Origin of the sequence: Salinibacter ruber DSM 13855 (assembly GCF_000013045.1) — a bacterium.
Taxonomy (GTDB): domain Bacteria; phylum Bacteroidota; class Rhodothermia; order Rhodothermales; family Salinibacteraceae; genus Salinibacter; species Salinibacter ruber.
Genome location: NC_007677.1, coordinates 705735 through 731775, shown reverse-complemented (window position 1 = coordinate 731775; position 26041 = coordinate 705735). Strand labels below are relative to the sequence as shown.

General features: G+C 67.1%; 24 protein-coding genes. 10 read left to right on the top strand and 14 right to left on the bottom strand.

The features are described 5' to 3' along the window. Positions 1–2 precede the first annotated feature (2 nt). The 4 genes from SRU_RS02920 to mraZ all read right to left on the bottom strand — a co-directional run bounded on the left by SRU_RS02920 (position 3) and on the right by mraZ (position 4034). Positions 3–1949 carry a penicillin-binding transpeptidase domain-containing protein gene (locus tag SRU_RS02920; RefSeq protein ID WP_011403331.1) on the bottom strand — a complete coding sequence of 649 codons (1947 nt, stop codon included), beginning with the start codon at positions 1947–1949 and terminating at the stop codon, positions 3–5. A gap of 66 nt (positions 1950–2015) precedes the next feature. Then, positions 2016–2513 carry a hypothetical protein gene (locus SRU_RS02915; RefSeq protein WP_011403330.1) on the bottom strand — a complete coding sequence of 166 codons (498 nt, stop codon included), beginning with the start codon at positions 2511–2513 and terminating at the stop codon, positions 2016–2018. A gap of 40 nt (positions 2514–2553) precedes the next feature. Beyond that, positions 2554–3564, bottom strand: coding sequence for a 16S rRNA (cytosine(1402)-N(4))-methyltransferase RsmH (rsmH, locus tag SRU_RS02910; protein WP_011403329.1), 1011 nt, complete (start codon positions 3562–3564; stop codon positions 2554–2556). Positions 3565–3596: 32 nt separating this feature from the next. Next, a complete protein-coding gene (gene mraZ, locus SRU_RS02905) occupies positions 3597–4034 on the bottom strand; it encodes a division/cell wall cluster transcriptional repressor MraZ (RefSeq protein WP_103015609.1) in 438 nt (145 codons plus the stop codon). Positions 4035–4408: 374 nt separating this feature from the next. Between mraZ and SRU_RS02900 the strand changes: the two genes are divergently transcribed. Next, a complete protein-coding gene (locus SRU_RS02900; RefSeq protein WP_237701870.1) occupies positions 4409–5059 on the top strand; it encodes a LexA family protein in 651 nt (216 codons plus the stop codon). A 180-nt stretch (positions 5060–5239) separates the two neighbouring features. Here the strand turns inward: SRU_RS02900 and SRU_RS02895 are convergent, their stop codons facing one another. The 3 genes from SRU_RS02895 to SRU_RS02885 all read right to left on the bottom strand — a co-directional run bounded on the left by SRU_RS02895 (position 5240) and on the right by SRU_RS02885 (position 8680). Next, positions 5240–6937 (bottom strand): CTP synthase, encoded by a 1698-nt coding sequence (locus SRU_RS02895; protein ID WP_011403326.1) that lies wholly within the window; start codon positions 6935–6937, stop codon positions 5240–5242. A 235-nt stretch (positions 6938–7172) separates the two neighbouring features. Continuing rightward, positions 7173–7580, bottom strand: coding sequence for a CBS domain-containing protein (locus tag SRU_RS02890; RefSeq protein ID WP_231847322.1), 408 nt, complete (start codon positions 7578–7580; stop codon positions 7173–7175). Positions 7581–7822: 242 nt separating this feature from the next. After that, positions 7823–8680, bottom strand: a complete 858-nt coding sequence (locus tag SRU_RS02885) for a class I SAM-dependent methyltransferase (RefSeq protein ID WP_011403324.1) — start codon at positions 8678–8680, stop codon at positions 7823–7825. A 141-nt stretch (positions 8681–8821) separates the two neighbouring features. Here SRU_RS02885 and SRU_RS02880 point away from each other — a divergent pair, with 141 nt between their 5' ends. After that, positions 8822–9367: a macro domain-containing protein gene (locus SRU_RS02880; RefSeq protein WP_164923448.1), complete on the top strand. Its 546-nt coding sequence runs from the start codon at positions 8822–8824 to the stop codon at positions 9365–9367. A gap of 119 nt (positions 9368–9486) precedes the next feature. On the opposite strand, the gene SRU_RS02875 is transcribed toward SRU_RS02880, so the two are convergent. After that, positions 9487–10347 carry a proline dehydrogenase family protein gene (locus SRU_RS02875; RefSeq protein WP_011403322.1) on the bottom strand — a complete coding sequence of 287 codons (861 nt, stop codon included), beginning with the start codon at positions 10345–10347 and terminating at the stop codon, positions 9487–9489. Positions 10348–10460: 113 nt separating this feature from the next. Between SRU_RS02875 and SRU_RS02870 the strand changes: the two genes are divergently transcribed. Both SRU_RS02870 and pdxH read left to right on the top strand, forming a co-directional pair. Beyond that, positions 10461–11204, top strand: coding sequence for a DUF429 domain-containing protein (locus SRU_RS02870; protein ID WP_118826050.1), 744 nt, complete (start codon positions 10461–10463; stop codon positions 11202–11204). A 126-nt stretch (positions 11205–11330) separates the two neighbouring features. Next, positions 11331–11978, top strand: a complete 648-nt coding sequence (gene pdxH, locus SRU_RS02865; protein WP_011403320.1) for a pyridoxamine 5'-phosphate oxidase — start codon at positions 11331–11333, stop codon at positions 11976–11978. Between the two features lie 137 nt (positions 11979–12115). Here the strand turns inward: pdxH and SRU_RS02860 are convergent, their stop codons facing one another. Next, positions 12116–12487 carry a hypothetical protein gene (locus SRU_RS02860; protein WP_118826049.1) on the bottom strand — a complete coding sequence of 124 codons (372 nt, stop codon included), beginning with the start codon at positions 12485–12487 and terminating at the stop codon, positions 12116–12118. Positions 12488–12724: 237 nt separating this feature from the next. Here SRU_RS02860 and SRU_RS02855 point away from each other — a divergent pair, with 237 nt between their 5' ends. The 4 genes from SRU_RS02855 to SRU_RS02835 all read left to right on the top strand — a co-directional run bounded on the left by SRU_RS02855 (position 12725) and on the right by SRU_RS02835 (position 16315). Next, positions 12725–13564, top strand: coding sequence for an aminotransferase class IV (locus SRU_RS02855; RefSeq protein ID WP_011403318.1), 840 nt, complete (start codon positions 12725–12727; stop codon positions 13562–13564). A gap of 229 nt (positions 13565–13793) precedes the next feature. Then, positions 13794–14693 (top strand): phosphorothioated DNA-binding restriction endonuclease, encoded by a 900-nt coding sequence (locus tag SRU_RS15810; protein ID WP_011403317.1) that lies wholly within the window; start codon positions 13794–13796, stop codon positions 14691–14693. A gap of 60 nt (positions 14694–14753) precedes the next feature. Continuing rightward, positions 14754–15743 carry an HNH endonuclease gene (locus tag SRU_RS02840; RefSeq protein ID WP_164923445.1) on the top strand — a complete coding sequence of 330 codons (990 nt, stop codon included), beginning with the start codon at positions 14754–14756 and terminating at the stop codon, positions 15741–15743. 59 nt (positions 15744–15802) lie between these two features. Further along, the gene (locus SRU_RS02835) at positions 15803–16315 is read left to right on the top strand and encodes a YybH family protein (protein ID WP_011403315.1); all 513 of its coding nucleotides are present in this window, start codon (positions 15803–15805) and stop codon (positions 16313–16315) included. A 34-nt stretch (positions 16316–16349) separates the two neighbouring features. Here the strand turns inward: SRU_RS02835 and SRU_RS02830 are convergent, their stop codons facing one another. Continuing rightward, on the bottom strand, positions 16350–18710 hold the full coding sequence (locus SRU_RS02830) for an ATP-dependent helicase (RefSeq protein WP_011403314.1): 2361 nt from the start codon (positions 18708–18710) through the stop codon (positions 16350–16352). A gap of 213 nt (positions 18711–18923) precedes the next feature. Between SRU_RS02830 and SRU_RS02825 the strand changes: the two genes are divergently transcribed. Both SRU_RS02825 and SRU_RS02820 read left to right on the top strand, forming a co-directional pair. Beyond that, complete coding sequence (locus SRU_RS02825) at positions 18924–20954, top strand: M1 family metallopeptidase (RefSeq protein WP_011403313.1); 2031 nt, start codon at positions 18924–18926, stop codon at positions 20952–20954. A gap of 193 nt (positions 20955–21147) precedes the next feature. Continuing rightward, on the top strand, positions 21148–22458 hold the full coding sequence (locus SRU_RS02820; protein ID WP_011403312.1) for a NupC/NupG family nucleoside CNT transporter: 1311 nt from the start codon (positions 21148–21150) through the stop codon (positions 22456–22458). A gap of 143 nt (positions 22459–22601) precedes the next feature. Here SRU_RS02820 and SRU_RS02815 read toward each other — a convergent pair whose 3' ends face one another. From SRU_RS02815 to SRU_RS02800, 4 genes are all read right to left on the bottom strand, one after another. Further along, complete coding sequence (locus SRU_RS02815; protein ID WP_103015621.1) at positions 22602–23348, bottom strand: energy transducer TonB; 747 nt, start codon at positions 23346–23348, stop codon at positions 22602–22604. Between the two features lie 112 nt (positions 23349–23460). Next, positions 23461–24291, bottom strand: a complete 831-nt coding sequence (locus SRU_RS02810) for a L,D-transpeptidase family protein (RefSeq protein ID WP_237701868.1) — start codon at positions 24289–24291, stop codon at positions 23461–23463. Positions 24292–24350: 59 nt separating this feature from the next. Further along, the gene (locus SRU_RS02805) at positions 24351–25085 is read right to left on the bottom strand and encodes an HAD family hydrolase (protein WP_237701867.1); all 735 of its coding nucleotides are present in this window, start codon (positions 25083–25085) and stop codon (positions 24351–24353) included. A gap of 63 nt (positions 25086–25148) precedes the next feature. After that, entirely contained in the window at positions 25149–25985 is an 837-nt protein-coding gene (locus tag SRU_RS02800) for an enoyl-ACP reductase FabI (protein WP_011403308.1), read from the bottom strand. Positions 25986–26041 lie beyond the last annotated feature (56 nt).

Below are 26041 nucleotides of genomic sequence, written 5' to 3'. Positions count from 1 at the left end.
GCTCACTGGGCCGCCGTGAGAAGGGCACGAGTTTCTGGAAGCGGGGCCCCGGGACGAGGCCGCTGGCGCACCACTTTGCCCGCCCCGCGAAGCTGTGGCTCAATGTCTCGCCCCCGCAACCACGCCACCGCCCGGCGCGTGCTGAGTCCCGTCAGGTCGGGCATCGCGTCCGGCCGGCCCGACGGAAGCGTGTCCACCGACGGACGGACCTCCATCGGCGCCGCGGTCGGTGCGGGCGACGGGTCCGGCGTCATCCGGTCCACCACCGCGGGGAACGTGCCGGCCCACCGGCGCGCCACCCGCCGAAACACCGGCGCGGCCACCTCCCCACCGTGGGGGCCTCCGTCGGGCGCCCCCAGGACCACCAGCAGCGCCACCTCCGGCGCGTCGGCGGGAAAGAACCCCACAAAGGAGGCGCGGGTCTCGTCCGCAGAATACTCCCCGTCCGCGAGTTGAAGCGCCGTGCCCGTCTTGCCGGCCACACGGAGGCCGTCAATCTGGGCGTTGGTGCCCGTTCCGGTCTCGACGGCGCGCTTAAAGGCAGACCGGAGCGTATCGGCCGTCTCTTCCCGAAAGGCCCGCCGGATGGTCTCCGGCTCGTTCTCCCAGAGGGTCTTCCCCGTCACGTCCCGCCGCTCGGCGACGACGTAGGGGCGCTTGAGGAGGCCGCCGTTCGCCAGCGCGCTGTAGGCCGTGATCAGCTGCAGCGGCGTGATCGACACCTCGTAGCCGATGGCCATCGAGGTCTGGGTCGTGGCGCTCCACTGGGGCGGGCGCTTCAGTACGCCCCCCACCTCCCCCGGCAGGTCGATCCACGTGGGCTGACTAAAGCCCATGTTGCGGGCGTACTGGTAGTAGGTGCCTCGGTCGAGTTCGTCCACCGTCTTGGCCATGCCCACGTTGCTCGATTTCGCAATGACGTCGGCGAACGAGATCGTCCCGTGCGCCTGCACGTCCTTCATCGTGTAGCCGTGGAAGACGGCCCACCCGTCGCCGGTCTCCACCGAGTCGTCGAGCGACACGAGGCCCTGCTCGATGGCCGCAACGGCCCCGACGAGCTTGAAGGTGGACCCCGGCTCGAAGCGATCGGTGAGGGCCCGGTTGCGCCGCGCCCCACTGGGGGCCCGGCCCGGACGGTTGGGATTGTAGGTCGGCACGTTGGCCATGCCGAGGATGGCACCGGTGCTCGGGTCCATCGCCACGGCCGTCCCCCATTCGGCCCCGCTTTCCCGCACGCCGCGGCGAAGCTCGTTTTCGAGCGCCGCCTGCCGCGTCAGGTCGATCGTGAGCACGAGGTCGTCGCCCCGCTCCGGCTGCACCACCGTTCCGCCCACGTACGCCTCGATGCGCCCGCTCCGGTCCCGCCGCACGATGCGCCGTCCGGGCGTGCCGGTCAGCGTGTCGTCGTACGCCAGCTCCAGCCCGGCAAGGCCGGTCCCGTTGCTCCCGACGTGTCCGATCACGTGGGCCGTCGTCGACCCGTAGTTGTAGCGCCGCCCAAACTCCGGCGTGAGGATCACGCCCGGCACGTCCCACCCCCGAATGGCTTCGTACTGGCGGGGCGTGAGCTCCTCCCGCAGCTTCACGTACTGCGGGCTGTGCCGGTCGCGCACCCGCCGCCGGTACCGCGACGCCGGCGCGTCGGTTAGGTCGGCCAGCTTGTCAAAGAACGTCCCCGCCTGTCCCCGAAACCCCTCCACCGTCGGGTCCACGGCCAGGTCGTACCGGGCCGTGTTCGTTGCGAGGCCCCGGCCGTCCCGGTCCCGGATGGCGCCGCGCATGGCCGGAATCGTCACCGACGAGCGAGCCTGCGCCCGCACCTTATCGCGGAGCGCGTCGGTCTCGGTCACTACAATCCGGCCCATCTGTGCCGCGACGGCCAGCGGGGCGAGGCCCACCAGCGTCAGCGCCACGTACATCCGGGCCAGAATCTGGTCTTTGGGCTTCATGGGCACGTGTGGTTCGAGTGGGAGTGGGCGCCGGCACGTCGGGACGCCCCGGCGCGCTGTTCGGTATCATTCAGCGGGGTCGACGGTGATGGGCGGCCCGTACGTGACGCTCCCCCGCAATCCGAGTTCGCGGGCACGCTCGTAGATGACCGACGGGCCCACCTGGCGACCGAACTCGCCCTGGAGGCGGTTGTGCTTGAGGTGCAGGCGCTGGTTCTCCGTCCGGGCCTGCTGAAGCTGATTGTACAGATCGGTCGTGGCGTGCACGTGCCCCACGTACAGGGTGAACACCGCCCCCACCGCGAGGATGAGGAGCGAAAAGCGAAGGGTCGACACGTTTTCCAGGAACGCGCCCTCGGACGTTCGGCGGCGCCGGTTCTGCGACGGCTCGAGGTCGGTCCAGCTCGGAAGCGCCGTGCCGTGCCGCACCCACCCGTCGGACGCGGCCCTGGAGACCGCACTCGACGCGGCGGAGTCGTTCGGGGCCCCATCGCCGCGGCCGGGCCGCAGGGGGGCGCCCGTAGACGATCGTTCTGCATGTGAGGAGCCGGTTCGTCTGCTCATGATGCTGTGTCGGATCGAATGGTGCGGGTGCGGGTCCGCCTCAAGAGAGCGGCGGGAGCGGAGCCCCCGCCTCGTCGTCGTCTCGTCGTTCGGCCACCCGGAGGTGCGCGCTTCGCGCCCGGGGATTGGCCTCCACTTCCGACTCGCCGGCCTCGATGGGGCCGCGGGGCGTCTCGGCCCAGGGCGCCACGAGGGTGCCGTACAGGTCGCGGCGCGGCTCGCCCTCGAAGTTGCCGTAGCGGAGGTACCGCTTCACCCGCCGGTCCTCCAGCGAGTGGTAGCTGATGGCCGCGATGCGTCCCCCCGTGCGGACCACCTCCGTGGCCTGCTCCAGCACCTGCTCCAACTCGTCGAGCTCGGCGTTCACCACGATGCGGAGCGCCTGGAAGACGCGGGTCAGGGTCTTGACCGTGTCGGGGGGCGGCGCGCAGTCTTCTACGACTTCCGCCAGGGCCCGCGTTGTGTCGAGCGGGCGGGCGTCGCAAAGGGCCCGGGCGATCTGTCCCGCCCGCGACTCCTCCCCGTACTCGCGAAGCACATCGCGCAGGTCACGCTCGCCCCAGCCGTTGACGACCTGCTGTGCAGTGAGGCCGCGCTGCGGGTCCATCCGCATGTCGAGCGGGCCCTCGTCCCGGAAGCTAAAGCCCCGCTCGGGCACGTCGATCTGATGGGACGAGACACCGAGGTCGAGCAACAGCCCGTCGATGGGGATCAGGTCCTCGGCCGCCAGCACGTCTCGTAGGTTTCCGAAGGTCCCGTGCACCGCCCAGAAGCGCCCCGCCTCGCGCTCGTCGGCCAGGCGGTCGCGGGCCGTCTCCAGGGCCTCCGGGTCCCGGTCGATGCCGAGGACAACCCCGTCGGGGTCGAGCACATCGAGCAGGGCTCGGGCGTGCCCGCCCCCCCCGAGGGTCGCATCGACGTAGCGCCCCGATGCGTCGGTGACGAGCCGGGCCTGTACGTCGTGTGAAAGAACAGGTGCGTGAAAGTCGGTCGCGTACCGGCGAGGATCGCCCTCCGGAACGGAATCGTCTTGAGAATCGTCGTCTGACATCGGTTCGGGTCCACGTCCCTGCGGGAAGTCGTCTACCTCATGACGCTCTCGGCGAGCGTTTCGTAGTCGTCGGGCTGCTCGTTGAGGTACCCGTCGAACTGCGCCGGGTCCCAAATCTCAATGTGGTCGAACGCCCCCAAGATAAGGGCCGAGTCGTCGAGCCCGGCAAAGTCGATTAGCGGATTCGGAATGCTGATGCGCCCCTGCCCGTCCAGGGAAACTTCACTGGCCCATCGCATGATGAGGCGCACGAAATTTCGAACCTCTCGATCGTACATGCTCAGCTCGTCGATCTCCTCTTCAATGTCGGCCCACTCGTCCATCGGGTAGAGGAAGATGCAATCCTCGAACCCCCGCGTGATCGTAAACGTCTCGTTCGCAGCGGGCGACAGGGACTTCCGCATCTTGGCCGGAATGGCGACCCGGCCCTTGCTGTCGACGGAATATTCGGCCTGTCCTTTGAACGCCATGACTGTACATGCCCCACGAGTGGCGCGGCGGAACGGCAAACGAGAACGGAGAAGCGAAAACCATCCTGGGACGATTCCCCACATTTCCCCACGCGCCCCACAATGTACGCGGTTCCGGGCCAATGTCAAGGTTCAGCGGCGCCAAAAGCCGATTATCGCCCCCATTTCCCCCGGGCCGGGCCGCCCGCACATATCGAAATACAGGCCGGCTCCGTCCTGTCGGCGGCAAAATAAAAATTTTTTCACCCCTTGAAGAAAATATTTTCACCTCTTTGCTCTTGCCCGGCTGGGGCGGGCGCACATATGTTTGTAGTCCCTCACGACAACGTTCCCGTACGCCCCCTCGCCCTCCGCCTCAGCCCGCCTCGTTCTCCATGAGCAAGGAGCCCCTCACCCAGCGCCAGAATCAGGTGTACGACTTCATCGAGCAGTACCTCGACCGCCACCGGAAGCCCCCCACCCTGCAAGAGATTGGGGACGCCCTGGACATCGCGTCCACGAACGGCGTCTACAAGCTTCTCCAGAAGCTCGAAGAGAAGGGCTGGATCGAGCGCGAGAAGCACAAGGCCCGGAGCATCCAGCTTGCAGGGCGGGAGCAGGACCCGCTTGGGCAGGGCGGGGGTCCCCCGAACCTTCCCATCGTGAGCCGCACGCCCAGCGACCACCCGGAGCGGCTCCGGGAGCGGCCCGCCGGCACCCTGTCCGTCGACCACCAGCTTCTGCGCAACGCTCGAACGCCCGACGATTGTCTGCTCGGACGGGCCGGCGACGATGGAATGATCGAGACGGGCATTCAGAAGGGGGACCTCCTGTTGATCGAAGAGCGGGAATGGGACGACCTGGACAACAGGACGCTCGTGGCCGTTCTCCTTCAAGACCAGTTGCTGGCGCGCGAATTCGAGTTCGCCAACCGAAAGATTCACCTCCGCCCCACCGCCCCCCATTACGCCGAGGAGACGTTCTCCCCGACGGAATCCGACTACTACGTCGTCGGTCGCGTGTTGGGCCTCATCCGCACGCTCTGACTGCGTTGGACGGTTGGTGCGTCAGAACGTTGAACGTTCAGGCACTAGCAGGCGCCTGCGGGGAGGCCCGTGAAGAACGGGGCCGGGCACACACGAGGTGAAGGGCCACGTTCCCCCGCCCTCGCCAGAACGGACCCACACAACGGTCCGACCTACAACACGCCGGCGTCCCGACGCGATCTACATGTCGACCGACGCGAGGGGGACCGCCTTTCGCTCGGGCGGCTGGGGCGAGGTGACGAGGTCCTCCTCGTGGGCGTAGGCCGTACAGGCCCGCACAAACGACCGAAACAGCGGGTGCGGATCCCCCACCGTGGTCCGGTATTCCGGGTGGAACTGCACGCCCAGGAACCAGCGCTTGTCGGGCAGCTCCATGATCTCGACCAGGTCCGTATCGGGGTTCACGCCGCTGAAGCGCATGCCCTCCTCCAGCAGCTTGTAGCGGAGGACGTTGTTCACCTCGTACCGGTGCCGGTGCCGCTCCTGGACCATGTCGGCCTCGTAGATCTCGTGGGCGCGCGAGCCGTCCTGAATGCGGCAATCGTACTGCCCGAGGCGCATCGTCCCCCCCTTGTCGGAAATCTCCTTCTGCTCCTCCATGAGGTCGATGACGGGGTAGGCGGTGTCCTCGTCGAACTCGGTGGAGTGGGCCCCGTCCCACCCGCACACGTGCCGCGCAAACTCGACGATGGCGCACTGCAGCCCCAGGCAGATGCCGAAGAAGGGCACGTCGTGCTCCCGGGCGTACTGGGCCGCCAAAATCTTGCCCTCCACGCCCCGGTCCCCAAAGCCGGGCGCCACGAGAACACCCGCCACGTCTCCGAGCTGGGATTCTACGGTGTCCGGCGACAGGTCCTCCGAGGGCACGTACTTCACCTCCACCTGGACCTCGTCGGGCACCCCGGCGAGGATGAAGCTCTCGGTGATGGACTTGTAGGCGTCCTGGTGCTCTACGTACTTTCCCACGAGGGCGATGGGAATCGTTTCTTCCGGGTTCTTCAGGCGCTTCAAAAACCCAATCCAGTCGCTGAGGTCGGGCGTGTCGCTGCATTTCTCGTTTTCGTCGCCCCTCTTGGGGTAGAAGCGGTCGACGACGAGCTCGCCCGTGCCTTCGTCGCGGAGCAGGAGCGGCACCTCGTAGATCGACTCCGCGTCGAGCATCTGGATGACGGCCTCCTCCTCGACGTTGCAGAAGAGGGAAATCTTGCGCCGCACTTCCGCGGTGATGGACCGCTCCGACCGGCAGACGATGGTGTCCGGCTGAAGGCCGTGGGCGAGGAGCTCCTTCACGGAGTGCTGCGTCGGCTTCGTCTTCAGCTCGCCCGCGGCGCGCAGGTGAGGGATGAGCGTAAGGTGGGCGATCATCGTGTTGCGCGGGCCCAGCTCGTTGCGCAGCTGGCGGATGGCCTCCAGGTAGGGCTGGCCCTCGATGTCGCCCACCGTCCCTCCGATCTCGGTGATGACGACGTCGTAGTCGCCCGTCTCCCCAAGCTTCAGCATCCAGTGCTTGATCTCATCGATGATGTGGGGCACCACCTGCACGGTCTTGCCCAGGTACGCCCCCTCCCGCTCCTTGCTGATCACCTCCATGTAGACCCGCCCGGTGGTGACGTTGTTGGCCTGGCTGGTGGGCTGGTCGAGGAACCGCTCGTAGTGCCCGAGGTCGAGGTCCGTCTCGGCCCCGTCGTTGGTTACGTACACCTCCCCGTGCTCGTACGGGTTCATCGTCCCCGGGTCGACGTTGATGTACGGGTCGAACTTTTGAATCGTCACGTCGAGCCCGCGGTCGGAGAGCAGCCGCCCCAGGGAGGCACTGAAGATGCCCTTGCCGAGAGAGGACGTGACGCCACCGGTGACGAAGATGTACTTGGTCTGCACGGCACGAAAGGAGATTGGAGGGAGGAAAGACGACGGGACCCCCGATCCGTGAGGTCTGTCCTCAAGATAGGGGGCCCCGTGGGGCTTTATCAATTCGACCCGTCGGCGTCGGCCCCGCACCGCACAATCATGACTCAGTTTTCTTCGGCCAGCCCGGGGGCCCGGCCGTCGACGCCCGAAACCACACGCGGCGGCGTGCCGGTTGGCTCGACCCGAGACCCCGCGGTCGGGGCGCTCACGCCCCCTCCGACACGTAATACTCCAGCATGTCCTTTCCGGTCACGATGCCGATGAGGTCGCCCCCCTCCACCACCGGCAGCGACGACACGCGGTTGTCAAGCAGCGTCTGGGAGGCCTCCTCGACCGGCGTGCCGGGCGCGACCGTGATGGGGTCCCCCTGCATGATCTCCGATGCCGGCCGGCTGAGCGTCTTTACGTCGCGATGCTTCTCACTGTAGGTGTCGAGGAAGGGACTGATCGCCTTCAGGACGTCCCGGTCCGAGATCACGCCGCACAGTGCGCCGTCCTCAACGACGAGCATGTGGTTGAACCCGCCTTCTTGAAGGCGCTTGCGGATGTCGATGAGGGCCGCGTCCGGAGCGACCGTGACGACGTCGCGGCTCATGATGCGGTCGATGGTCATGGTGAAGCGGGGGTCGGGGTCAGGAGAACGTGATCGGACGACCGTAGGGTCGGCGTGCGGGCCGGGGAGCCGCCCGTCTCGTGACAGAAACGCAACGAAGAGATGGGCGAGGCAAGACGACGCCGGGGGCTCCGTGGCACTTCGTGTGCCGCCGTCCGCAACCGGCAAATCGTGCCGGTGTTCGGTGGACACAGGGCGTGCAAATTCAGTCTCCACAAAGGAGATATGAACACTCTGTGAGGCTACGGCCCGCCCGATCCCCCGTTCCGCGACTCGGGCGTCGGCGGGCGACGGGCGACCATGAAGAGCCCCGTGCCGCGGGCGTTGTCGCGTTTCACGTCGGTTGCGTTGAGGAGCAGGCCCAGGGGCAGTGCCGCGGCGTAGTAGAACGGGAGCGCGAGGAGCGACGCCCAGGTGGCCCCCAGCATCTGCATGGGCCACTTGATGAGCCCCCGCCACGCCGCGGCGCCGTACGGCCCGTAGGTGTAGAGCCCCCGCACCGGCTCCAGCCCCGCGGCCCGGAGTTTGTCGGCAAGCTCGGCCCGCCCGTAGCCCTCCCGCACGTGCTCCCCGATAAAGCTCTCGTCGCCCTCGTCCTGCACGTCCGAGCCGCCCTGGTCCGAGGGCGTATTGATGATGACGTGCCCCCCCGGCCGCAGCACGCGCTCGAAGTGCTCGAACACGGCCTCGTCGTCGGGAATGTGCTCCATCACGTCGACCGCCAGGATCAGGTCGAACGGCCCCTCCGACTGCAGGGCCGTCAGGTCGTCAATCGCCCAGTCCACCCGATCGGCCTGCGGGGTCTGATCGACGAATGTGCGGGCCCGCTCCAGGTACTCGCGCTTCACGTCGACGGCCCGCACCTGCGCGTCCGGGAACGTGCGGGCCACGAAATAGGCGTACTGCCCGAACCCCGTGCCGGCGTCGAGCACCCGTGCCGGGCGGTCGACCGGGCGGGCACCGAGGAGCCGTCGCACCGCCCGCCGCACGTACCACGCCCGGAGGAAGAGCAGGTTGAGGAGCCCGAAGAGCAGTCGCTGCAGCAGGGGGTGGCGGCTCGCAAGGTCGCCGAGCCGGTCCTTGATGGGATCGTACTTCATGGGACGGTGAGGCGCGCCCGAACGGAGAGGGACGCGAACGGTCACGAGAGAATGAACACAACAGGGATGTGAGACTACAGTCTGTACCCTGAAGCATCAACTCTGTTCGTCCCTGCTTTCTTCGACGCCCCCACAGCTCTCATGACGCACGTGGACGCCGGGGTCACGATCGAACTGACGACGGGCGACATTGCGAAGCAGTCCGACGTGGAGGCCGTCGTCAACGCGGCCAACGCACAGCTGCGGTCGGGCGGCGGCGTGGCCGGCGCCCTCCATTCGGCCGCCGGGCCCGGGCTCGCAACGGAGACGCGCCCCATGGCCCCGATCGAACCCGGCGAGGCCGTCATTAGCGGGGCTCACGACCTTCCGAACGACCACGTCATTCACGTCCTCGGGCCCGTCTACGGGCGCGACGAACCGTCCGACGAGTTGCTGCGGACCGGCTACGAGAACGCCCTCCGGCAGGCCGAGGAGAACGGCATCTCGTCCGTCGCCTTTCCGGCCCTCTCGACGGGCGCCTTCGGGTTTCCGATGAGGCCGGCCGCCCGCATCGCCTTAGAGACAATCCTCGACGCGGCCCCCAACCTCGACTCGGTCACCCACGTCCGGTTCGTGCTCTTCGACGAAGCCGCCCGTTCGGTCCACGAGAAGGCCCTGTCGGCCGTCCGGGACGAGACTGATCCGTAGCGCAGGGTGCATTCGCCCCGTCGCCCGTGTCGTTCCCCATCCCCGGGCCCAGCCGGATCGGGGCGACTTCCAGCCTGCCCGTTCGCGCCACGTGGGCGCGCCGCTCCCGACGCGCCGCGCTACCCCTGAAACAGGCTGCGCAGGACGAACCAGACGTTTTCCTTCTTCTCGCGCAGGCGGCGGGAAAAGTACGGAAACCACTCCGTGCCGTAGGGCACGTACACGAGCATGTTGTAGCCGTCCGCCGCCATCTCCCGCTGCGTGGTACGGCGCAGGCCGTAGAGCATCTGAAACTCAAAGTCGTCCCGGTCGATGCCGCGACGGTCGACGAATGACTTGGTCGCCTCAATAAGCTCGTCGTCATGCGTGGCGATGCCGGAGTCGTCGGTGTGCTGCAGGAGCCGCTCCGTGTAGTCGAGGTACCGCTCCCGGATCTGACTCATGTCCTGGTACGCGAGCGAGGTCGGCTCGGCGTAGGCGCCCTTGCACAGGCGCACGCTCACGCCAAGCTCGCACATGCGGTCGACGTCGCGGTCCGTTCGCTTCAGCATGGCCTGCAGGACCGGCCCCACGTGGTTGGGAAAGTCGGGGTAGACGGCCTCAAAAAGGTCGAGCGTCGACTGGGTGAGGTCGCTGCCCTCCATGTCCAGCCGCACGAACAGGTCGTGCTCGGCGGCCACCTCCAGGAGCCGCCGCAGGTTCTCCTCGCAGAAGTCCTCGTCGATGAGTTGCCCCATCATCGAGAGCTTGATCGAGATGCGGTTCCGCTGCCCGTGGTCGTCCCGCTCGGCCATCGTGCGGACGAGGTCGATGTAGGCGTCCCGGGCCGCGATCGCCTCGCTTCGGTTCTGGACGTGCTCGCCGAGCTTGTCGAGGGCCACGTGGAGCCCGTCCTGATTGAGGTCGTCCACGACCGGAAGGGAGGTCTCGAGCGTCTCGCCCGCCACGAAGCGGCTCGCGAGGAAGAAGGGCAGTTTCATACAGCGTGAGGCACGGATCTAGGGTGAAAGCGCTATCATTCCCAACACCCCGGAATCAAAGAAGTTGGAAGGACGACGTAAAGTGGTCCGCAATTTCTCAACCGTTTCCCGCAATGCCTTCTTCTACGGAACCCAGTGCCTGGGTGGCCGGGACGGACGGCTTTCGCGACGGCTGGGTCGTCGTCCTGCACCGTCCCCGCACCGGCACGACGCGGTGCCGCACCGTCGACGGCGTCGACGCCCTGTTCGACCTGCCCGAAGATCCGTCCGTGCTCGGCGTCGACATGGTGATTGGCCTGCCCGACCGGGCCGTCCCCGGCGGGCGCACGTGCGACCAGGCCGCCCGCCAATTGCTGGGCCACCCGCGGGGCGCCAGCGTCTTCTCGCCGCCCGCCCATGCCGTGCTCGGGGCCGAGACCTACGACGAGGCCCAGCGCCGCAATCGCGCCAGCAGCCCCGACGCCCCGGGCCTCACGAAGCAGGCCTTCCACCTGCTTCCCAAGATGCGGGCCCTGGCCGAGCGCATGACGCCCGCCCGGCAGGATCGTGTCCGCGAGGTGCACCCGGAGCTCGCCTTTTACGCGATGAACGGCGACGCCCCCGTCGCGGACAGCAAGCACACCGACGCGGGCCGGGCGGCCCGGTCGGCGCTCCTCGCCGCCCGCGGGTTTTCAGAGATTGAGACGGTCACCGACGGACTGTCGGGCGGCCCGGTCGGCGCCGACGACGTGCTCGACGCCCACGCGGCGTGCTGGACGGCCCGCCGCATCCACGCGGGCACGGCCGAGCGGTGTCCGTCCAAAGACGCCGCCGCGCCGCGCAACGACCGCGGCCTGCGGATGGAGATCTGGCGGTAGCCGCGCTTCGAGCCGGGCGGGGGCACGGCCGTATTACACCCCCGCAAAAGATGCGGCCCGCCCGAAACGAGGGGCTGTACCGGGGCGTTTCGAACTTGCTGTTTTCGACCACAACTCATTCCGCCCATGTCCAAGCTCGCTGACCTACGCCAGGAGTACGCCCGGGCCGAGCTCTCGCGCGACCACGTGACCGACGACCCGATCGAGCAGTTCCGGGCCTGGTTCGACGAGGCCGAAGACGCGGAGCTGGAGGAGCCGAATGCCATGACGCTCGCCACCGCCGCCACGGACGGCACGCCCTCCGCCCGCATCGTGTTGCTGAAGGGCCTCGACGACCGCGGCTTCCACTTCTACACGAACTACGAAAGCCGCAAGGGCACCGACCTGAGCCAAAACCCGCACGCGGCACTCGTCTTCCTGTGGAAGCCGCTCGAACGGCAGGTGCGCATTGAGGGTACGGTCGAGCGCCTGCCCGCCGAGGAGTCGACCGAGTACTTTCACCGCCGCCCCCGCGGGGCGCAGATGGGGGCCTGGGCCTCCCCCCAGAGCCGCGTGGTGGACAGCCGGGCCGACCTGGAGGAGAACCTGGATACCGTGAAGGCCGAATATGGAGACGAGGACGAGATTCCCCGGCCCTCCCACTGGGGCGGCTACGTGGTGCGCCCCACGGAGGTCGAGTTCTGGCAGGGCCGCCCCAATCGCCTCCACGACCGCCTCCGCTACCGCCGGTCCGACCCGGCAGGCGACTGGACCCTCGAACGCCTTGCGCCCTGAGCAAAGCGAGGAAGTGCTTTCAGAGTGCGCCGTGAACAAAGTGAACAAGTACTCCCCGGAGTGCCCCCTGAGCGACGGTTACAACCAGCCCACGCTTTTCACCGAACGTCGCCCCGTACCGCCCGAAGTGGTGCGGGCTATCCCAGCAGGAGGTAAAGGACGAGGAGCACGACCGCGGCGGCCCCGAGCACGCCCGCCACGCCGCCCGTCGACATCGTGAGGGCTGCCGGCTCCCCCGTCCCGTCGGGCTCCTCCGGCCGCTCCACCGGCTGCGGCAACAGGTCGGCGGCGTCGAGGGCCTCGTAGGCGTCCTGGGCCGCCCCGCTCATGCCCACCAGCTTGACCCCGTGCGGGCGCTGCATTTGCGGGTGCATGCCGCCGGCGTCGTCGGCCTGCACGAACGCTTCGATGTCCGCCTCCTGCAGGTACTCTTTCGCCACCTCCGCGTCGCGGCGCGTCGAGTAGATGGCGAACACGGTTGTCTCTTCGGTGGATCGATCGCGGGACACGGCACCTGAAGGGGCGGATGAACGAGGACCACTGCGGCATCGGACCGGCTTGAGCCCTGTGTTATGGTTAACTATTTCTTTGCAAAACGTCAACTCCAGCGGCGAAAATCCCGATCGCCTGCTCTCCCTGGGGGGATGGGCTCCGTCCCCCACTGCGTTTCTCCCCTGAACCCCTTACGTTGAGTCGTCCCCCGCAGGGCAGCGCGCGCTCGATTTTGGCTAGACGCACCCATTCCGATGACGGTCTACTTCAACGGCAGCTACATGGACAAGGCGGACGTGTCCATCTCTCCCGACGACCGGGGCTTCATGTTCGGGGACGGGGTCTACGAGGTGGCCCGGGCCGAGGACGGCGCCCTCTTTCAGCTGGATGCCCACCGGCGGCGCCTCGCCCGCAGCCTGGAGGCGATCCGAATCCACGACGTCGACCCCGACGCCCTCTGGGAGCGCGTCCGCGGGCTGCTGCCCCGCAACGGCCTCGACGCGGGCCCCGCAAAGGTGTACCTGCAGGTCACGCGGGGGGCCGCGCCGCGCCAGCACGCGTTTCCCGATGCGTCGACCGAACCGACCGTTTACGCCCGCGCCTCCGCCCACGAGCCCCCGTTGGCGAAGTGGCGCAACGGCGTCAAGGTGATCCTACGGCCCGACCAGCGCTGGGACCGCTGCGACATCAAGTCGCTCAACTACTTGCCCAACGTGCTCGCCAACCAGGCCGCCCAGGAGGCCGGCGCCTACGAGGCGCTCCTGGTCCGCGACGGGTTTGTGACGGAGGGCTCCCACTCCAGCGTGGCGGCCGTCTTCGACGGCACGGTCACGGTCCACCCGTTCACCAACCGCACCCTGCCCGGGATCACGCGGGAGGTCGTGTTGGAGCTCTGCGAGGACCTGGGCCGTCCCGTCGAGACCTTTCCGGTGGCCGTCGACGCCCTGCCCGACGCCGACGAGCTCTTTCTGATGGGCACCACGACGGGCGTCATGCCCATCGTGCAGGTGGACGACTGGACGGTGGGGGACGGCACGCCCGGGCCGGTGGCGCAGGAGCTGCTGGCGGCGTTTCGGGCGCTGGAGCCGGCGTGACGCCCGGGCCGCCTGGACGGCGCCTCCTCAATGAGCTGTCGGGGGCGCGGCCCCCAACAGGAAACCCTCTCGTCCCGCCGTGGAGCGGGACGCGGCGAAATCGGTGCGCATCAATGGGAATTCTGTTCTCCAGCTGCCGAAGTCTTGCACGTCCCCTCCCACCTCTGCTATGCTTTGAACAGAGATGGTGATTTTCTCTTTCGTGGGCCGTGTATAATCCTTTCGTCCGATGCAAGACTCATCGTCCCAGCACGAGCCTCTTTGGGACCGTTTCGGCGATCTTACCGTCTGGAAGCGCGGTGACCAGCGGGCCCCACACAAGCCACTCCTCATCCTCTACGCGCTGGGACGACTCGCGCAGGGAGACCGATGGCTCCGGTTTTCTGACATCGAAGAGGATCTCACGGACCTCTTGATCGAGTTCGGCCCGCCCCGGCAGAGCCATCACCCGGAGTATCCCTTCTGGCACCTACGGTCCGACGGCGTATGGGTGGTGCCAGAGGCCGACGTCCTGGAGATGCGACAAAGTGCGTCGAACCCGCCCAAGACTGAACTCCGCGAGAAGGAGGCACGGGGTGGGTTTTCCGACGACATTCATCAGGCCTTTCGCAACGATTCTGAACTTCGGCGAGGGATTGCCCGGTTGCTCCTGTCCTCCCATTTCCCGACCTCTCTCCACGAAGACATCGCCACTGCAGTGTCCCTCGACCTTGAGGGAGCAGCTTCAGAACGTCGAGACCCTGAGTTTCGCACGCAGGTACTCCAAGCGTACCAGTACCGGTGTGCGATCTGCGGCTTTAATTTGCAGCTTGGTATGAGCGGAACACCAATCGGTGTTGAAGCGGCGCACATCAAGTGGAAGCAGGCGCGGGGCCCAGACGAGATTTCCAACGGCATTGCTCTCTGCGCACTCCATCACAAAATGCTCGACAAAGGAGCGCTGCACGTCACCGAAGATCTGCGTCTCTTCGTTTCCGAGGCCGTCCACGGCTCTCAGCCCCATCTTTCTCGCTTGCAAGACCGACACGGCAATCGCATCCACACTCCTCAGCGCGAGACATATTATCCGAACGGAGAGGTCGTGACCTGGCATGTGAACGAGGTCTTCCGGGGCCCGCCGCGGGTGTAAAGGGCATAGTGAATAAGAACGCAGTAATGAACACAGCTACTACCCACAATCGATGTTGCTATGTCGCAACAAGACGCGAGATTAGGGCAGCACGCAAAGCAGTTCGAACGACTGCGGAAGGACAAAAATCAAAATCGGTACCCGGCGTCTACAGAGCACACCGCCCCCCACAAGCCATTTCTTCTACTCTCTGTCCTTGACCTCTTTGCGGAGGGGACGCTCAGCAAGAACGTGATCGCGTTGGATCCCCAGCTCCTCGATCTCTTCAATGGGTACTGGGATCTGATTATGCCCGAGCAGCGACGCGGCAATATTGCACTTCCCTTCTACCACCTGTCCAGCGAGGACTTCTGGCATCTCATTCCACAGGACGGCAGCGAAGATGTGCTCGACGCCGGACGGCGCCTCCGCACCATTCGACAGCTCAAGGAGCACACCCGCGGGGCCCGACTCGACGACGCCCTCCATACCCTCCTGTCCCACGAGGAACCCCGAGACATTCTCCGGACCACCCTGATCGAGGCCCATTTCGACGAGTCGGTTCACGAGACCCTAGCCGACCAGAGCTCAATCCATGTCGAAGCCTTCGAATATAGGCGAAAGCTACTGCGGCAGGCCCGCGAGGAAGACGAAACTGCAGAAGACACGTCTTCTGAAATCACCGAACCGGCCCGGGACCAGGGATTTCGACAAGCCGTCGTGGAGGCCTACGACTATCGATGTGCCCTCAGTGGCGTTCGCATCCTCACGGTGGACCACCACACAGCCGTCGACGCAGCACACATCAAACCATGGAGTGTGAGTCACAACGACGATCCGCGAAACGGCCTCGCGCTGAGTAAGCTCTGCCACTGGGCCTTCGAGGAAGGACTCCTCACTGTCTCGGCTGACTACACGATTCTTCTCTCCCCCGAACTGACGGCCCCCTACAACACGACGGGTCACCTGGACACACTCGACGGCCGCTTGCTCCATCTTCCGGACGAAGAGGCTCTCTGGCCCGATCAGGAATACTTGTCGTGGCACCGGAGGAAGCGATTTCGGGGCTAATTTCTCACCCCGAGCCCCTTGTCCGAAAAGGAATTCTCGAACAGCGTATCGTTTCCCTCATGGCCGACAACTCATACCCTCCGCTCGACCACCCCAGGCGCATCGCCGATATCTGGGTGCAGGCCTGGAACCGGCGCGACGCGGACCGGCTGGCCGCCCTATTCGAAGCGGACGCCGAGTTCGTGAACGTGACGGGGCTGTGGTGGCACGATCGCGCAGCGATCCGACGGGCCCACGACTACGGCCTCCGCACCATCTTCGACCAGTCGACAATCGCGCTCGTGGACCGGCGCGTCCGGTGGCTCGTGGGCGGCCCGGACGGGGACCCGGCCGTGGCGACCGTCCACGCCAAAATGGAGCTGGAGGGCCAAACCGCCGTCGCCGACGTCGACGATCCCCGCCCCCGCCGCACCATCTTCACGTTCGTGGTGCGCCGGACGGAGGAGGGCTGGCGCTGCGCGTCGGCTCAGAATACCGACGTGGTGCCGGGTGCGGAAACCAACGTGATCGACGATCAGGGGCGGATGCGCTCCGTCAGCTACCGGTCGGGCGATCCGCCCGATTGGAACTGAACGTCTTCAGCCGCCCACGCGCCCTTCTTCCTCCTCACCCGATCACGCGCAGGTTGGCGTATTTGAGCTTCAGCTTCTTGTTGCCCACGTCCGAGCCGAAGAACACGACCGCGGTGGCCTTGTCCCCCTCCCCCTCTAGGGACTGCACCTTGCCCCGCCCAAACTTCTGGTGCTCCACCTGGGCGCCCGGCACGATCTCGCCGTGCCCCTCGTCGTAGACCACGCGCCGCCCGCCGCCCCCGTCGGTCGACTCGATGCGCCGAAGGCCGTCCGACGAGCCGGTCGCCCCGCCGTCCCCGCTCAGGTCCTGCCGGTAGTAGTGCGGGTCCATCTCGTCGTAGTCGGCCGAGGGGCCCTCCTCCGCCGAGAAGCGGTCCGTCTGCTGCTCCAGCTCGCCGCCCGCCTCGGTGCGCACCACGTCGGAGTCGACCTCCTCCAGGAAGCGGCTGCGCGTGTTGGAGGTCTGTTCGCCGTAGCGGTAGCGGCTGCGCGCCCAGCTGAGGTAGAGGCGCTCCTCCGCCCGCGTGACGCCGACGTAGAAGAGGCGCCGCTCCTCCTCCAGCTCCGCCTTCTCCTGGGTCGCCTGCTCCAGCGGAAAGAGCCCCTCCTCCAGGCCCGCGACGAAGACGACCGGAAATTCGGTCCCCTTCGCGGCGTGGAGCGTCATGAGCGTCACCTTGTCGTCCCCCTCTTCGGCCTCGTCCTGGTCGGTCATGAGGGCCACCTCCTGCAGGAACGTGCTGATGGTGGCGTCCTCGGTGGACTCGACGTACTCGGCCAGCGCGCTGATCAGCTCCTGCACGTTCTCCCAGCGCTGCAGGTTTTCGCGGGTGTGCTCCTTGCGCAGCTCGCTGAGCAGGCCGGCGTCCTGGATCAGGTCGCGCGCCAGCTCGTCGGCCGGCACGCTGCCGGTGCCCGCCTTCGAGGCGTAGCGGGCAATGAGGCGCCGAAATTTGCCGACGGCCCGCTCGGCGCGCGTGCCCAGCGTCTCGATCTCCTCCACCCGCTCGACGGCCTGCCACAGCGAGAGGCTGTGCTGCTGGGCGTAGCGCTGGAGGCGCGCCTGCGTCTTGTCGCCGATGCCACGGGTGGGGTAGTTGATGACGCGCTGCAGGCTGGCCGTGTCGTTCGGGTTCACCAGCAGCTTCAGGTACGCCAGCACGTCCTTGATCTCCTTCCGCTCGTAGAAGGACGTGCCCCCGATCACGCGGTACGGCACGTTCTCCTTGCGCAGCGCCTCCTCGATGGCCCGGCTCTGGGCGTTGGTGCGGTAGAGGACCGCAAAGTCGCCGTACTCCATCCCGTCGCGCAGGTGCAGGTCGCGGACGCGGCGCTCGATCTTTTGCGCCTCGTCCTTCTCGCTGAGCGCCTCCATGAGCGCCACGTACTCCCCCTCCGCGTTGTCCGTCCAGAGGCTCTTCTCGATCTGGTCGTCGTTCTCCTCGATGATCGAGTCGGCCAGGCGGATGATGTTCTCGGTGGAGCGGTAGTTGCGCTCCAGCCGGATCGTGGTGGCGTCCGGGTAGTCGTTGTCGAAGTTGAGGATGTTGGTGATATCGGCCCCGCGGAAGGCGTAGATGCTCTGCGCGTCGTCGCCCACCACGCAGAGGTTTTTGTGGCGGGCGGACAGCTTGCGGGCCAGAACGTACTGCGCCTGGTTCGTGTCCTGGTACTCGTCGATGTGGACGTACTGCCAGCGGGTCTGGTACTTCTCCAGGACGTCCTCGTGCTGCTCAAACAGCTCGATCGGCTTGAGGAGCAGGTCGTCGAAGTCGAGCGCGTTGGCCTGCTTGAGGGCGCGCTCGTAGGCGGGATAGACCTCCGCGACGATCTCCTGCTGGTCCCCACGCGCCAGCTCCGCGTACTCCTGCGGGTCGATCATTTCGTTCTTGGCGCTGGAGATCATGCGCTGCACCGACCGCGGCTTCACCACGTCGGTGTCGAGGTTGCGCCCCTTCATCTGCTGTCGGATGAGGCGCTTCGAGTCGGCGGTGTCGTAGATCGAAAAGTCCTCCGAGTAGCCGATCTTGTCCCCCTCCATCCGCAGCAGCCGGGCGAACGAGGAGTGGAAGGTGCCCACCCACATCCCCCGGGCGTCGTCGCCCACGAGGGCCTCCACACGCTCCTGCATCTCGTTGGCCGCCTTGTTGGTAAAGGTGAGGGCCAGGATGTCGCGCGGCTGGGCTTTGCCGGCGGCCAGCAGATAGGCGATGCGGTGGGTCAGCGCGCGCGTCTTGCCGGACCCCGGCCCGGCGATAATCATGACCGGCCCCTCGGTGGTCGTCACGGCCTCGCGCTGCTTGTCGTTGAGGCCGTCGAGAATGCGCTGCTCGGCCTCCGGGTCGGGGTCAACCTGGGTGTGGGTGGTGGAACGGCGGATCGGGATGCGGCGCATGCGGCAGGGCAGGAATCAGTGTAAGGCAGGCCTATCGACATGCTTCTGTACGCCCGGGGCACGGTGGCGTTCGGGCGCCGGCCCCGGGCTCAGGCCGGACGGTGCGCCCGGCCCTAACCATGCTTTAACGTTTTCGTCCTTCTAATTCGCCCACAGAAGGATTACGTTACAGGGTGTCGGCGCTTTTTCTCATCAATCCCCCTCCCTCCCGCCATGCGTCTCCGTCCTCGCCTGCTTACCAGCGTCCTGGTCGCGGCGCTCGTCCCCATGCTGTGGGGCGGGGCCTTCGCCCAGCAGTCCCCCGACCAGGTGCCTGAGCACAACCTCGAGGCGTTCGAGCCGGTCGACCTCCCCGACCCGAACCGCTACCGCGACGCCGACGGCAGTCCCGGCCGCGCGTACTGGCAGAACGCCGCCGACTACCAGATCGACGTGGCGCTCGACACGGCGCGCAAGCGCGTCACCGGCACCGAGACCATCACCTACACCAACAACGCCCCGGAGGCCCTGGAGCGGCTCTGGGTGCAGCTGGAGCAGAACTACTTCAAGACGGGCAGCCGCGGCAACGCCGCCGTGCCCGCCGATGCCCGTTTCGGGGGCTTCTTCGAGGAGGCCGGGTACGACCTTTCGAACCTCCGGCTCCGGCGCGGGGGCGAGACCACGACGCCGGACACGCTCGTCGACGGCACCCGGATGCGCGTGTCGCTCGATGAGCCGCTCGCGTCCGGCGACAGCCTTCAGCTCTCGTTCGACTTCGCGTACACGCTCCCGAAGGACGGCGCCGACCGCCACGGCTGGATGGAGATGGAGGACGGCACCGTCTACCAGTTCGCCCAGTGGTACCCGCGGATGTACGTCTACGACGACGTCCACGGCTGGAACCCGCTCCCCTACCTGGGCCAGGGCGAGTACTACCTGGAGTACGGCACCTTTAACGTCAACATCACCGTGCCGCGCAACATGATCGTGGGCGGCACCGGGCGCCTCCAGAACCCCGACGACGTGCTCACGGAGACGCAGCGCGAGCGGCTGGCCGAGGCGCGCCAGAGCCGCGAGCCGGTCATGATCATCGACAGCACGGAGGTGGGCGCCCCCGACACCCGCCCCGACGGGACGGGCCGCCTGACCTGGCGGTACGAGGCCGACCGGGTGCGCGACTTTGCGTGGGCGGCCTCCAGTGCCTTTATCTGGGACGCGGCCCGGGCCAACGCCGGGGACCGCACGGTGCTTGCCCAGTCGCTGTACCCGAGAGAGGGGCTCGGCACCGACCAGAACCCCGGCTGGGAGCGGTCGACCGCGTACACCCAGCACTCCGTCGAGTTCTACTCCGACTTCGTGGCGCCTTACCCCTATCCCAACGCGATCAACGTGGCCGGGCGGGTGCAGGGCATGGAGTACCCCCAGATCGTGTTCTGCGACGTCAACTCGCGCGGGCGCTCCCTCTTCCAGGTCACCGACCACGAGTTCGGGCACACCTGGTTTCCGATGGTCGTCGGGTCCGACGAGCGCCGCTGGGTCTGGATGGACGAGGGCCTCAATACCTTCATGAACCAGTACTCGGCGCTCGACTTCTACGGCCAGGGCCGGGTGCCGCCGGCGAAGGTAATGGGCGGCCTCTCGAAGTACGTGACGAAGCAGATGGGCTCCCCCTTCGGGGACCAGCCGATCATGACGTACGCCGACCGCATTCGGGACGACGCCCTGGGGTTTCTTGCCTACCTGAAGCCGGGCTACGGCCTCATGGTGCTGCGCGAACACGTGCTGGGGCCCGAGCGCTTCGACTCCGCCTTTAAGGAGTACTTCGACCGCTGGGCCTACAAGCACCCGAAGCCCGCCGACTTCTTCCGCACCATGGAGGACGTGAGCGGCGAGGACCTGGACTGGTTCTGGCGGAGCTGGTTCTACGAGACCGACGCGCTGGACCAGGCCGTCGACTCGGTGGCCCGCGGCGACACGACGATGGTGACGGTCTCGCAGAATGAGCAGCTGATGCTGCCGGTAACGGTGCAGCTCACCTACGAGGACGGCTCCACGGAGCAGCGCCGCATCCCCGCCGAGGCCTTCTACACGCGAGACACCAACACCCTGCGCGTGACGGACGGGCCTCTGCAGCGCATCGCCCTCGACCCGAACCAGATCCTGCCGGACATGAACCGGGGCAACAACATTTGGACGCCGTCGGACGCCACGGAATCGTCGTCCACGGGGTCGTCCACGGAGTCCACTTCGGACTCGGGTCGCTAAACGAACGACGTTCCATTCCGGGACGCATCCACAGGGGCACTCGGCCGTCCGCCGGGTGCCCTTGCTGTTTTGCGGGGGCGACGAACGCTCGGGCCGGGGCGACTTGTGTTCGCGTCCATGGTGGTTATCTTACGCTCGGCTCGGAGGGAGGGCTCCGCCGTACTCCCCTCGTCTTACATCCATACGCGCCTTCATGTCGTTTCCCGTCGCCCTGCTTCGTGGCCTCATCGGCCTTGTCGTCTTCGTCGGCATCGCCGTGCTGTTCTCCACCAACCGCAAGGCCATCAACTGGCGGCTCGTGGGCGCGGGGATTGGGCTGCAGCTCGTTTTCGCGTTCCTGGTGCTGAAGACCGGCCCGGGGGAGATGCTGTTCGACACCCTCGCGACCTTCTTCGACACGCTGCTGTCGTTCACGTACGAGGGGTCGGAGTTCATCTTCGGCGACCTGGGCAACCCGGACGAGGGCAACAACTTTGCCTTTCAGGTGCTGCCGACGATCATCTTTTTTGCCTCCCTGATGGGCGTGCTCTATCACCTGCGGATCGTCCAGCCGCTCGTGAACGGCATGGGGTGGGTCATGCAGAAGACCCTGCGCATCTCCGGGGCGGAGTCGCTGGCCGCCGCGGCGAACGTGTTCATTGGGCAGACGGAGGCACCCCTGGCCGTGAAGCCCTACGTGGAGGACATGACGCGCAGCGAGATCATGACGCTCATGACGGGCGGGATGGCGACCATCGCGGGCGGGGTGCTGGCCGCCTACATCGGGTTTCTGGGCGGGGACTCCCCCGAGTCGCGGCAGCTGTTCGCGAAGCACCTCCTGTCGGCGTCGGTGATGAGCGCGCCCGCGGCGATCGTGATGGCGAAGATTCTGGTGCCGGAGACCGAGACCCCCAAGACCCAGGGCGGGGCCGAAATTCAGGACACGGAGGAGGCCGACAACGTCATCGAGGCCGCCGCCAACGGCGCCTCCGACGGCCTGCGCCTCGCCCTCAACGTGGGCGCCATGCTGCTCGCCTTTCTGGCCCTCATCGGCACCATCAACGCCGGGTTCGAGTGGGTGGGCGCGCCGGTCGTCTACGGCGTCGAGCTCTACAACGTGAACGAGCTCGTGGCGCAGGCGTCCGGCGGCCGCTTCGACGCCCTCTCGCTGGAGGCGGTGTTCGGGTTCCTCTTCGCCCCGCTGGCGTGGGCGATGGGCGTGGGGGCGGCCGACATCCTGCAGTTCGGCACGCTGCTCGGCGAGAAGGTGGCCGTGAACGAGTTCGTGGCCTACGCCTCGCTGCGCGACCTCCAGGGGGCCCTCAGCGAGCGGTCCATGATTATCGGCACGTACGCCCTGTGCGGGTTCGCCAACTTCTCGTCCATCGCGATCCAGATTGGGGGCCTCGGGGGCATCGCGCCGTCGCGCAAGAGCGAGATCGCAGCGCTCGGCCTGCGGGCCGTGCTCGGGGGCGCGCTCGCCTCGTGGCTCACCGCCACGGTCGCCGGCGTCCTCGTGGCCTAACCGTGACCTAGCGGACGGGGGGCTTTCTTCGCATCGATCGCCCCCACATACGCTCGGCCCCTCCGCGCGGGGCAGAGGGGCCGAGTGCAGGGCGCGCTGGGCGGGCCGGCCTGGACGGACCGGCTACGGCTTGGAAGGCGATCCTACCGCATCTGGAACGGAATGTTGAACTGGACCCAGCTCTCAGTTGGGGTCCAGCTGCCGTCTTCCAGAACGTAGGCGGGCTTCCACGTGGCCTGGGTCGCGGCCTTCAGGGCAATGCGATTCAGCGTCGGGTGCGGCCCCGAGAGCACCTCCACGGCGTCGGCCCGAGAGGTCGCGTTCTCCCCCTCGCCCTCCACGTCAAGGTGCACCTGCAGCTGCACGACGCCGGAGTACTCCTCCGACCGCAGGCTGTCGGGCCAAGTGATGTTGTCGGGCGACTGATCGCGCTGGGGCTCGCGGAAGTACTCGGTGATCGCTTCGTAGGCCACCTTCTGGTTCTTGTTCAGCAGGTCCGACTTCAGCTCCCCGTTGCTCTGCAGAACGTTTCCGCCCAGGTCCACCTCCTCCAGTTGCGGGGCGGCGTACTCCTCAAAGAGCGAGTCGACGACCATCGGATTGTTGCGGTAGAGCGGCAGGAGGCTGCGCTTGATCGCCGCCTGGAACTGCTCCTGGTTGACGTCGCCACTCGCCGACAGCTGCACCTCTGCGTTCTCAACGCCCATGCTGGAGAGGCTGTCGAGCGTGATGAACACCGCCGAGGTGTCTACCCCCTCCGCCCACCAGTGCATGTCCGACGTCTGCCAGCCGTCCGGCGGCGCCGTGGGGCTGTTGCCGCCGCCGCACCCGACGACAAAGAAGAAGAGAACGCCGACGAGCGCTGTGGCAATGTTGCGGGTCGAAAACATGATACAATCCTGTAATCAGTGAGATGGGTGAAATTGTGCTACGATGTTAGGAGCCCGGTCCGGAGGCGTTCCCGGCGTGGGGCCGGCTCGGGGCGGCGTCGGCCGGGTCCGGTCATTCGATAAGCACCGGCGTCCCGACGCGCACCTGCTCCCAGATCACGTCCATGGCTCCGTTTCGAATGGCCACGCAGCCCTGCGTCCAGGCGGTCGCGTCCCCCGTGCCGTCGCCGTGAATCTCAATCCACCCGCCCAGGTCCGTGCCCATGGGCGGCATCCGGTGTTCCTGCTGGGCCTGCCGGATGGCCTCGTACTGGGCGCGGGAGATCAGCCCTGCGTCCAGCCCCCGGCGTGCGTCCTCCACCTTCGGGTAGTTGAGCACGAGCGCCTTGTAGAACTCGCTCTGCGGGTTCTTGTGGACCACGTAGAACGTCCCCTCGGGCGTGCGCCAGTGGTCGGGGCGGGTTTTGCCGCCGTTTCGCTTCTTGTCGGCGAAGGCATTGTAGGCCATGTCCGCCTCAAAGGCGTGGGCGAGCTCCGCCCCGCGGTACACGTAGACGCGCCGCTTCCGCTTCGAGACGCGGATCCACACGTTGGACAGGGCGTCGGCGGCGACGTACCCGGTCGTGCCCCCGTCGGTCCGCACCCGGCACCAGTCTGCCTCGCACGACAGGCGCCGGACGGGCGTGCGCATCGCCAGCCGGGTCACCGGGGCGTTCAGGCCGGAGCGGTTGTGCAGGGTCGCCGCGTCTTCGGCCACGTAAAACAGCGGCGTCGCTTCCAGGGCGCCGCCCTGCCCTGCGAGGTCGCCCGAAGCGGGGGCCGGCGATGGGGCCACGGCGTCCCCTCGGATGGTGTCGGGCGGGGCGCTCGGCTGGCCGGCGGCCGACGACAGGCCGCCTGCCAGTCCCCCGATGAGAAGAAGCAACCATCCTATCGTGCGCATGACACGTCGGCTGACGAGGGTGAGACGCGGACGCTCGGGGCGGTGCGTAGGGGCTCGAGTTAGGAGTCGTTCTGGGCCCGACAATATCGGAAGGCCTCCAAGACGCCGTCAAGAACCGTCCCCTCCGTCACATGGTCCACCTGGGCCCGCACCGTCGCGTCGGCGTTGGCCGGGGCGAACGACGTTCCGACGGCGTTGAGGGCCTCCAGGTCGGTCTCGGCGTCGCCGATGTACGCCGTCTCGTCGAGCGCCAGCCCGAGGCGGTCGGCCAGCCACTCGACCCCGTCCCGCTTCGTGATGCCGGGCGGCACGACGTCCACCGAAATGTCGGTCGCAAAGACGTGGAGGCCGGGCGTCTCCTCGGCCACGAACTGCTCGGTGCGGGGCCGCAGGGCCCGAATTTCGTCCCCCTTCGGCGAGACGACCCCGGTCTGCGTGCGCTTGGCGTGGTCGATCGAGATCTGAGTGCCCGGCACGCACTCCGTCGCGAACCAGCGTTCCACGGTGCGGAGCTTCGCCTCCACCTCGTCGGTCAGGTGCGGGCTCCAGGCGGTTTGGGCTGCCACCGGGTCGAACTGCCCCCCGCCGGCCTCGAACAGCACCGGGGTGGTGAGGGCGAGCGCCTGCGTCATGGCCTCCACGTACGGGTAGGAGCGGCCCGAACAGAGGGTGAGGGCCGGGGCCGTGTCCGCCTCATGCGGGAGCCGCCGGAGCGTGTCGAGCCCCGTTAGGTCGTACGCCTCGTAGGGCGACGCCAGGCACCCGTCGATGTCGGCGATGAACAGCTCAATCACAGCGTTGGTGCGGTGTGCGTTGGACGATGGGACGTTCGACGTGCAACGTGCCAACCTGAAACACTACTCGTCCTCCTCGTCCTCCGCAAAGGCATCCTCCATCGCCTCCACGATTTCGTCGGAGATGCCCATGGTGGAGAAGCCGCCGTCGTGGTAGAGCGTCTGCATGGTCACCATGCGCGTGAGGTCGCTGAGGAGCGTCACGGCGTAGTCGGCGCAGCTGTCGGCGTCGGCGTTGCCGAGGGGGGCGACGCGCTCGGCAAACTCGTACATCGCGTCGAAGCCGTCGATCCCGGAGCCGGCGGTCGTCTTCGTGGGGCTCTGGGAGATGGCGTTGATCCGGATGTTGCGCTCGCCCAGTCGGTAGCCGAAGGAGCGCACGATGCTTTCCAGCAGCGCCTTGGCGTCGCCCATCTCCGAGTACTTCGAGAAGATGCGCTCGGCGCCGATGTAGCTCATCGCCAGGATCGACCCGCCGTCGTCGATCGCCTCGGTGTCGAGGGCGTGGTTCACGATGCGGTGCAGGCTCACGGCCGACACGTCGAGCGTCTGCTCGTACCAGTTGTAGTTGAGGTCCTCGTAGGGCACGTCCTTGCGCACGTTAACGCCCATCCCGATGGAGTGGACGATGAAGTCGATCGAGCCGTACTCGTCCTTGACCTCTTCGAAGAGCGCGGCGAGCTCCTCGTCGTCGGTGGCGTCGGCCCAGATGATGGGGCTGTCCGTCTCCTCCGCCAGCGCGTCGAGGGAGCCGAGGCGGCGGGCCACCGGGGCGTTGGAGAGGACAAAGTCCGCCCCCTCGCGGTGACAGGCCTGAGCAACCGACCAGGCGATGCTGTCCTCATTGAGGGCCCCAAAGATGACGCCCGTCTTTCCGTCGAGCAGGTCGTAACCGTCCATGACAGTCGAAGTCGTAGTTGGAAGAAAATGAGCAAGGAGAGGCCCCGCACGGCCGG

Excerpts from the sequence above, each read along its gene's own strand:
- SRU_RS02920 (WP_011403331.1), bottom strand. The coding sequence starts at position 1,949 with ATGAAGCCCAAAGACCAGATTCTGGCCCGGATGTACGTGGCGCTGACG.
- SRU_RS02915 (WP_011403330.1), bottom strand. The coding sequence starts at position 2,513 with ATGAGCAGACGAACCGGCTCCTCACATGCAGAACGATCGTCTACGGGC.
- rsmH (WP_011403329.1), bottom strand. The coding sequence starts at position 3,564 with ATGTCAGACGACGATTCTCAAGACGATTCCGTTCCGGAGGGCGATCCT.
- mraZ (WP_103015609.1), bottom strand. The coding sequence starts at position 4,034 with ATGGCGTTCAAAGGACAGGCCGAATATTCCGTCGACAGCAAGGGCCGG.
- SRU_RS02900 (WP_237701870.1), top strand. The coding sequence starts at position 4,409 with ATGAGCAAGGAGCCCCTCACCCAGCGCCAGAATCAGGTGTACGACTTC.
- SRU_RS02890 (WP_231847322.1), bottom strand. The coding sequence starts at position 7,580 with ATGACCATCGACCGCATCATGAGCCGCGACGTCGTCACGGTCGCTCCG.
- SRU_RS02885 (WP_011403324.1), bottom strand. The coding sequence starts at position 8,680 with ATGAAGTACGATCCCATCAAGGACCGGCTCGGCGACCTTGCGAGCCGC.
- SRU_RS02880 (WP_164923448.1), top strand. The coding sequence starts at position 8,822 with ATGACGCACGTGGACGCCGGGGTCACGATCGAACTGACGACGGGCGAC.
- SRU_RS02875 (WP_011403322.1), bottom strand. The coding sequence starts at position 10,347 with ATGAAACTGCCCTTCTTCCTCGCGAGCCGCTTCGTGGCGGGCGAGACG.
- SRU_RS02870 (WP_118826050.1), top strand. The coding sequence starts at position 10,461 with ATGCCTTCTTCTACGGAACCCAGTGCCTGGGTGGCCGGGACGGACGGC.
- pdxH (WP_011403320.1), top strand. The coding sequence starts at position 11,331 with ATGTCCAAGCTCGCTGACCTACGCCAGGAGTACGCCCGGGCCGAGCTC.
- SRU_RS02855 (WP_011403318.1), top strand. The coding sequence starts at position 12,725 with ATGACGGTCTACTTCAACGGCAGCTACATGGACAAGGCGGACGTGTCC.
- SRU_RS15810 (WP_011403317.1), top strand. The coding sequence starts at position 13,794 with ATGCAAGACTCATCGTCCCAGCACGAGCCTCTTTGGGACCGTTTCGGC.
- SRU_RS02840 (WP_164923445.1), top strand. The coding sequence starts at position 14,754 with ATGTCGCAACAAGACGCGAGATTAGGGCAGCACGCAAAGCAGTTCGAA.
- SRU_RS02835 (WP_011403315.1), top strand. The coding sequence starts at position 15,803 with ATGGCCGACAACTCATACCCTCCGCTCGACCACCCCAGGCGCATCGCC.
- SRU_RS02830 (WP_011403314.1), bottom strand. The coding sequence starts at position 18,710 with ATGCGCCGCATCCCGATCCGCCGTTCCACCACCCACACCCAGGTTGAC.
- SRU_RS02825 (WP_011403313.1), top strand. The coding sequence starts at position 18,924 with ATGCGTCTCCGTCCTCGCCTGCTTACCAGCGTCCTGGTCGCGGCGCTC.
- SRU_RS02820 (WP_011403312.1), top strand. The coding sequence starts at position 21,148 with ATGTCGTTTCCCGTCGCCCTGCTTCGTGGCCTCATCGGCCTTGTCGTC.
- SRU_RS02815 (WP_103015621.1), bottom strand. The coding sequence starts at position 23,348 with ATGTTTTCGACCCGCAACATTGCCACAGCGCTCGTCGGCGTTCTCTTC.
- SRU_RS02810 (WP_237701868.1), bottom strand. The coding sequence starts at position 24,291 with ATGCGCACGATAGGATGGTTGCTTCTTCTCATCGGGGGACTGGCAGGC.
- SRU_RS02800 (WP_011403308.1), bottom strand. The coding sequence starts at position 25,985 with ATGGACGGTTACGACCTGCTCGACGGAAAGACGGGCGTCATCTTTGGG.